General features: G+C 65.2%; 9 protein-coding genes. 5 read left to right on the forward strand and 4 right to left on the reverse strand.

Going from position 1 to position 6,871, the window contains the following annotated elements; genetic code table 11:
• The first annotated feature begins 66 nt into the window (after positions 1 to 66).
• From K8I04_07650 to K8I04_07660, 3 genes are all read left to right on the forward strand, one after another.
• The gene (locus tag K8I04_07650; protein ID MBZ0071584.1) at positions 67 to 726 is read left to right on the forward strand and encodes a hypothetical protein; all 660 of its coding nucleotides are present in this window, start codon (positions 67 to 69) and stop codon (positions 724 to 726) included.
• A gap of 280 nt (positions 727 to 1,006) precedes the next feature.
• Positions 1,007 to 1,609, forward strand: coding sequence for a 16S rRNA (guanine(966)-N(2))-methyltransferase RsmD (rsmD, locus tag K8I04_07655; protein MBZ0071585.1), 603 nt, complete (start codon positions 1,007 to 1,009; stop codon positions 1,607 to 1,609).
• Between the two features lie 191 nt (positions 1,610 to 1,800).
• Positions 1,801 to 2,061: a DUF5062 family protein gene (locus tag K8I04_07660; protein ID MBZ0071586.1), complete on the forward strand. Its 261-nt coding sequence runs from the start codon at positions 1,801 to 1,803 to the stop codon at positions 2,059 to 2,061.
• A gap of 84 nt (positions 2,062 to 2,145) precedes the next feature.
• On the opposite strand, the gene K8I04_07665 is transcribed toward K8I04_07660, so the two are convergent.
• The 3 genes from K8I04_07665 to K8I04_07675 all read right to left on the reverse strand — a co-directional run bounded on the left by K8I04_07665 (position 2,146) and on the right by K8I04_07675 (position 5,188).
• Positions 2,146 to 2,334: a hypothetical protein gene (locus tag K8I04_07665; protein MBZ0071587.1), complete on the reverse strand. Its 189-nt coding sequence runs from the start codon at positions 2,332 to 2,334 to the stop codon at positions 2,146 to 2,148.
• A gap of 230 nt (positions 2,335 to 2,564) precedes the next feature.
• The gene (locus K8I04_07670; protein MBZ0071588.1) at positions 2,565 to 4,010 is read right to left on the reverse strand and encodes a phospholipase D family protein; all 1,446 of its coding nucleotides are present in this window, start codon (positions 4,008 to 4,010) and stop codon (positions 2,565 to 2,567) included.
• Positions 4,011 to 4,183: 173 nt separating this feature from the next.
• On the reverse strand, positions 4,184 to 5,188 hold the full coding sequence (locus K8I04_07675; GenBank protein MBZ0071589.1) for an AraC family transcriptional regulator: 1,005 nt from the start codon (positions 5,186 to 5,188) through the stop codon (positions 4,184 to 4,186).
• 188 nt (positions 5,189 to 5,376) lie between these two features.
• Between K8I04_07675 and K8I04_07680 the strand changes: the two genes are divergently transcribed.
• Both K8I04_07680 and K8I04_07685 read left to right on the forward strand, forming a co-directional pair.
• Positions 5,377 to 6,231 carry a class I SAM-dependent methyltransferase gene (locus tag K8I04_07680; protein ID MBZ0071590.1) on the forward strand — a complete coding sequence of 285 codons (855 nt, stop codon included), beginning with the start codon at positions 5,377 to 5,379 and terminating at the stop codon, positions 6,229 to 6,231.
• A gap of 78 nt (positions 6,232 to 6,309) precedes the next feature.
• Positions 6,310 to 6,582: a hypothetical protein gene (locus K8I04_07685; GenBank protein MBZ0071591.1), complete on the forward strand. Its 273-nt coding sequence runs from the start codon at positions 6,310 to 6,312 to the stop codon at positions 6,580 to 6,582.
• 44 nt (positions 6,583 to 6,626) lie between these two features.
• Here the strand turns inward: K8I04_07685 and K8I04_07690 are convergent.
• Positions 6,627 to 6,871, reverse strand: a 245-nt coding sequence (locus K8I04_07690) for a hypothetical protein (protein MBZ0071592.1), incomplete at its 5' end; no start/stop codon positions are given.

Genomic DNA, 6,871 nt, shown 5'->3' on the forward strand with positions numbered 1-6,871 from the left:
CGGGTCAGGGACTGGCGCGTGCCGCAGACGATTCACTGAAACCATCAACAATACGGAGAAAATGCCATGGAACGGTATGCCTCTCGCGGGGTGCTCTGCGCCCTCTGTCTGTCCACCCTCCCGCTGTCACTGCCTTCCACCGCCTGCGCGGTGTTGATCTCGGAGGTCCTCTACGACGCCACGTCCGGCGACGCCGGCAATGTCTTCGTCGAGCTCTACGGTACACCCGGCACGTCCCTCGACGGCTGGTCACTGGAAGGCGTCAACGGCGGCGACGGCAATGTCTACCGCACGGTTGCGCTGAGTGGTGTGATCCCCGGCGACGGCGTGTTCGTCATTGCCGACGGCAGTGGTGGTATGACACAGGTTGCCAACGCCGATCTTGTCGCCGCCGTCGATCTGCAGAACGGCCCGGACTCGGTGCGCCTGCTCTTTGGCACCAGCGTCATCGATGCCCTCGGTTATGGTGATTTCACCGGCCTGTTCTTCGCTGGTGAGGGCAACGCCGCCCCCGATGCGCCGGCCGGCAGCAGTCTGGCGCGCCTCAATGTGCTGGTCGATACCGGCGACAACCTGACCGACTTCGCCCTCCTGTCTGCACCGACGCCGGGCAGCGTGCCGGTGAGCAGCGTGCCGCTGCCCGGTGCGCTCTATCTGCTCGGCTCGGGTCTGGTCATGCTCGCCACCCGCGGTGTAAGGCGTCGGCCTGCGCGTCTGGACAGCTAGTCCGCGTCTCACGCACTGCCACCTCGCCCGTGCGGCATCCGTCGCGCGGGTGCGGTGGCGCTTTGTGTGTCATCCACCTATGATCCCAAAATCGCATTTGCCACGGAAGCACACGGAACAACACGGACAAGATCATACGCTTCACACAACAGCCCTCCTCACGCGCCAGGTGCCGAGCCGGAGCTTTGTGACGCTGTTTCATTTCGGTGTCTTCCGTGTGCTTCCGTGGCTGATGTGAGTTTTTCAGGTTGATGCTTGGCGGAACAGGATTTTGAACGCTATGCCTGCACCCCGACGCGCGAATCAGGTCCGGATCATCGGCGGCCAGTGGCGTGGTCGCAAGCTGCCGTTTCCCGACGTCCCCGGCCTGCGACCGACGCCTGATCGGGTGCGCGAGACGCTGTTCAACTGGCTCGCACCCGTGATCGAGGGCAGCCGCTGCCTGGACCTGTTCGCCGGCAGCGGCGCGCTCGGCTTCGAGGCCGCCTCGCGCGGTGCCGCCGAGGTGGTGCTGGTCGAGCGCGAGGCGCAGCTTGCCAAGGCGTTGCGTGAGCATGCCCAACGGCTGAAGGCCGGACAGGTCCAGATCGCGCAGGCCGACGCCCTGCAGTTCCTCCACGCGACCCCACGACCTTTCGATATCGTCCTGCTTGATCCGTCCTTCGGCCAGGACCTGCTGGCCACCGTGCTTACGCGCCTCGCTGCCGGCTGGCTCGCACCCACCGCCTATCTCTATCTGGAAGCCGAACGCACCCTGCCGGCCGAGCGGCTCGCCGCACTGCTACCCGCGGGCTTCGACCTCGTCCGCAGCAAAACGGCCGGACAAGTGGGCTATCACCTGGCGAGAGGGAAAGGAAATGGGGACGGAGGGCATGAATCCTGATCGACACAATAGCCACGGAATCCACGGAACAACACAGAAAAATTCAACATGTAAACCCGGGATCGATCCCGCCGTTTAGGTTGTGGGCTTTATACAATGCATCTTTTTTCCGTGTTGTTCCGTGGATTCCGTGGCCAAGAAGGGTTTAAATAAGTGCCATTACCCGCCGTCCCCTTTCAGACGAGGTCGCTATGAAAAAGCTCAAGCATGAGGCGGAACTGGTCAAGGGCGCAGTGCTCGCCGGGATGCAGTATGCCGAGCAGCGGGGCGCCGCCGTCTTCGAGCCGACGGATTCGGTCAACGAGCGTATCCTGTATATCTATCGGCTGCTGGTCCACGACAAGCTCATACAGCCAATGCCGGAGGCACAGGTCTCACAGCAGTCTCTGCGTCACAGGCTGGCCACGTGGTATGCCAGACAGCTGCCGAAGGACCATCCGCTGCTGAAGTGATACCGCCGTGGCAGGAGCGACTCAGCCGGCAATCACGATGTCGTACCGGCTGGTGAGAACCGGTGATGAATACAGTGGGGCGGGTTACTTCGGCGTCTGGGTGATGCGGTCGACGAGTTCGAAGCTCAGCAGCGCGAGCGTGAGGATGATGGCAAAGAATATGATGTTCCGGTATTTGAAGCGCTGGCCGCGGGCACGCTCGACCCGATCCAGCGCCCAGTCAGAAAAGAAATACAGTGCCACAGCGGCCAGGGTGAAGTATACGATTTCCACGTCGGTCCCCTCATCTTCCGGTCATTCACTTTATCCGGCTGCACCGCACGGTGCAATGGATCGGTGTCGGTGAGGGTCGCGTAGGCAGGTTGACCCATGCCCACCCCGACCCGCCGTCCTTACCGAGGCTGACCGATGACAAGGCGTCCGTCGAATAGCTGCTGTCGACCTTGATCTTTGGCGTCATGGCGCGATGGCTTTTTTGATGCCGGCCCCGCGGGATGCAGGTGTTATAACAACCACTCGATCGGGAAAATCGACAACACATCGACACCGAGCCGTTTCCATCTGCCGGTATAGGGCTCGTCATCATGGCGCACCGTTTCACCGTCACGCTGCTCCAGCCAGTAGAGCGCGCCCGTGTCCGACAGCATCACCCGATACGCATAGGTCGGCGCAGCGTCGAAGGCCTGGTCGAGACGGTTCGCAAGCTCCGCACTTTCGATGATGAAACCCAGTTCGGTATTCAGATTGGCCGAACGCGGATCGAAATTGAACGAACCGACGAAGATGCGCGCACCATCGACGGAGAAGGTCTTCGCGTGCAGGCTGGCGGCGGAGCTGCCGAACACTTTCATATTGGTCTTCTGTTCGCCGGCGCGCATCTCGTACAGGTGGATACCGGCTTTGAGCAGTCGTTTGCGGTAGCGCGCGTAGCCCGCATGCACCGCGGCGACGTCGGTGGCCTCGAGTGAGTTGGTGAGTATGGTGATATCGACACCGGCATGCGCCAGCGCCACGAGCGCATCGGTGCCCGCCTTGGTAGGTACGAAATATGCCGACACCAGTGTGAGGCGCGACACCGCGCCACCGATGATCTCGCGCAGGCGCGCCGTGAGCAGTGCCTCGGGCGGCGCCCGACCGACACCCTTGGCGGGATCATCGCTGAGCATGCGGGTCGGTGCCCACAGCAGCGGCAGGTCATGCAGCAGCAGTGCGCGGATCGAGGCATCCGCGCGCAGTACGTCGAGGTAATCATTCGCCGCGGCGCTTCGTGTCACACGCGCGGCAGCATCGAGGATCTCGCGCTGTGCAGAGTGTGAAGGCGCCGGCAGCAGCGTGTCGACCGGATACGCTGATGCACTCGCCCAGTAGCGGTCGAAGTCATGCGATACCGCCTCCACCACCGGCCCCACCGCGAGTACGTCGGCATCGGCAAACATGAGCGTTGCACTGGCGCCGAAATATTCATCACCCACATTGCGCCCGCCGACGATGGTGGCGCTGTTGTCGGCGGTGAAGGATTTGTTGTGCATGCGCCGGTTGGCGCGGGAAAAAGCGGTGATGAAATCAATGAAACGTAAACGGCGATGGGCGAAGGGATTGAACAGCCGTACCTCGATATTTTCATGGGTATCGAGCGCCGCCAGCAGCGGATCGAGGTCGCTGGTATTCATGTCATCGAGCAACAGACGTACGCGCACGCCGCGCTCCGCGGCTTCCAGCAAGGCCTTGAGCAGGAGCGTGCCGGTGATGTCGTTACGCCAGATGTAATACTGCACATCGAGCGTCTGCTCGGCGGCTGCGGCGAGCAACGCCCGCGTGGCGAAGGCCTTGCGCGAATCGGCGAGTATGAATACACCGCTCTCTCCCGGGTGCGCCGTTGCCCCGGGCGCACTGGCGCGGCCGAGTGCCGTCTGACGTGCCGTTCCTCTGTCGAGCGCATGGGACGGCATACGCGTGTCGAGGGGTGGCAGTGTCTGGCAGCCAGTCAGCATGACGGCACCCATGACGGCCGCACGCGACCATATAAAAGGTGATCGTCGCGATGAGCGCCAACCAACTCGTTCAGTTCCCATCATGAGTAACCCACCGGCTCTGAATCCTCTCTTGCGTAACGGCCGTTCCGTTACCCGCCCGCCTGCGTTCGCCGCCATGCGGCCGGTGGCATTCCGACCATCCGTTTGAACGCGCGTGCGAACGCCGCTTCGGAGTCGTAGCCGACGTCGAGCGCAATGGTCGCGACCGTGCGATTGGATTCGCGCAGCAGCCGGGCGCCGAGTTGGATGCGCCAGTGGGCGAGATACTGCATCGGCGCGTGGCCGACGTAGGCCACGAAGCGCTCGTGCAGCGCCGAGCGCGACAGCCCGACCTCGTGCGCGAGCGCGTCGACACTCCAGGCGTGATCGGGCCGCTCGTGCATGAGCGTCAGCGCCCGGCCGACGAAGCGGTCACGCAGCCCCGCGAGCCAGCCGGTCGCGTCCTCGGGCAGGCCGTCCAGATAGCGGCGCGCCGCATCGACGAACATCATCTCCGCCAGCCGCTCCAGCACCGCGTCGCCGCCGGGCCGCCGGCTGCTGGATTCCGTCACTGCCTGATCGATCACCCGCGCGACCCAGTCGCCGGCGCGTGCCGCCGGCAGGTGCAGCATTCGCGGCAGCGCCGCGACCAGCGGATTGAACGGCCGCAGATCGCAGCCGAGGAAGCCGCACACCGCCACCATGTCCGCTGCCTCGACCGGCAGCGGCGTGCCCGCCTCGACCACGCCGTGGTGATAGGCGATGGGCATCGGCTTGGGAACGTCACGCGTCGCGAAGACCCATTCCGGCACCCGCCGCAGTGGCTCCGCCCCGTCCGGTGCGCTCGACAGTACGTGCCCGTCCCCCTGCGGAAACATCACGATGTCGCCTGCGGCGAGCCGCACCGGTGCCAGCCCGGCGACTGCTGCCCAGCCACTACCCTTGGCGATCATGTGGTACTCCATGACGTGCTCGCAGCCGGGCATGACCGCCGCGGCGATCTCCCGTGCCGGCGGTGCTTCCGCCGACCACGGGTCGCGGCAGCTCACGTAATAGAACACCGCGCCGCGTACACGCACGCTGCGCAGCAGATCGGACAGGGTGTCTCGGCTCATCGGCGTGGCCTTGGCGGAGAGCGGCGGCCCGGAATGCATCGGCTCGGGGCGGGTCCGCGACGGCAAATGCGGACGTACGATCAAGTCTGGGCGACGCCCGGTGAAGCGTCAATGGCACCTGCGGAGAACAATGGAATCACCGGCTGACACCGGCCCCTTCGACCACTTTCGGGAGAACGACCATGAACATGGAACCCTTTGCCGACATCCGGACCGTGGCGGCAGCGACGACTCCGGCGGCCATCGACTTCGTAGCCCTCAAGCAGCGCCAGCAGGCCACCTGGGCCAGTGGCGACTTCGCCATCATCGGTACCACCCTGCAGATCGTCGGTGAGTCCCTGGCCGAGGCCGCCGACGTGCGCGCCGGCGAACGCGTCCTCGACGTCGCCGCCGGCAACGGCAACGCGACGCTCGCGGCCGCGCGCCGCTTCGCCCGCGTGACCTCCACCGACTACGTCCCGCACCTGCTGGAAAAAGGCGCCGGCCGAGCACAGGCCGAAGGCCTCGACGTCCGCTTCGAGGTCGCCGACGCCGAGGCCCTGCCGTTCGCCGCCAACGCGTTCGACGTGGCCCTGTCCACCTTCGGCGTCATGTTCACGCCCGAGCACCACAAAGCCGCGCGTGAGCTGCTGCGCGTCGTCCGCAGCGGCGGGCGCATCGGCCTGGCGAACTGGACGCCCGAAGGCTTCCTCGGCGACCTGTTCCGCATCATCGCCGTTCATGTCCCGCCGCCGCCCGGCGTGTCCTCGCCCATGCTGTGGGGCACGGAGCCGCACATCGTCGAACTGTTCGGCCCCGGGGCGACCGACATCCGTACCGCGCGCCGCGTGTTCAACTTCCGCTACCGCTCACCCAGGCACTGGCTCGAGGTGTTTCGCGACTTCTACGGCCCGACTCACAAGGTCTACGCCGCGCTCGATCCCGCGCGCCAGGCGGTCTTGACCACGGACATTACCGCGCTGCTCGAGCGCCTGAACGTCGGCGGACCGCAGTCGCTGGTGGTACCGGGCGAGTATCTGGAGGTGGTGATCACGCGCAAGTGAGGGTGTGCCGGCGGCCGTGCACGCGGCGGATGGATGTCGCCGTGACACGGTCGCCGGACGCGCCAAGGAGGTGCGAAGATGAACGCTTCAGTCTGGCTGGGAACCGTGGCGGGGATGCTGCTGGCGGCCGCGTCGTGGGCGACGGGAGTCGAGGGTACAGCCGTCGAAGAGACCTGGTCACCGCGCACATTCTGCCTGGAGCGCGGCGGCGTGGTGACGGAGACGCGCGACCCGGAGGTGCATGTCTGCTGTTATGCGGAGCAGGACAAGTGTCTGGAGGTGGACGCGCGGAGGCGCAGCAGCGTGCGCACGGCGGCGAAGTGGGCGCTGGCGACCGGGCACGGCCGCTAGCCGCATGCGTCTCCGACGCTCGCGGTCTTGGGTTGGAATCGCCGCTAGTTCGACATTGGGCCGAGGCGCCCCATGAGCTCGAAGCTCAGCAGCGCGAGCATGAGGATGATGACGAAGAAAATGATATTGCGGTTCTTGAAGCGCTGCCCGCGGGCACGCTCGACCCGGTCCAACACCCAGGCGGTGAAGGCGTACAGCCCGATGGCGACCAGGGTGAAGTAGATGATTTCCACGGTGGTGTCCCCCTTGTTCTCCGGCCTCACTGTAGCGGGTGGGGCCTGAGGGGAAA

The organism is Gammaproteobacteria bacterium, assembly GCA_019911805.1.
GTDB lineage: Bacteria > Pseudomonadota > Gammaproteobacteria > Thiohalobacterales > Thiohalobacteraceae > JAHJQQ01.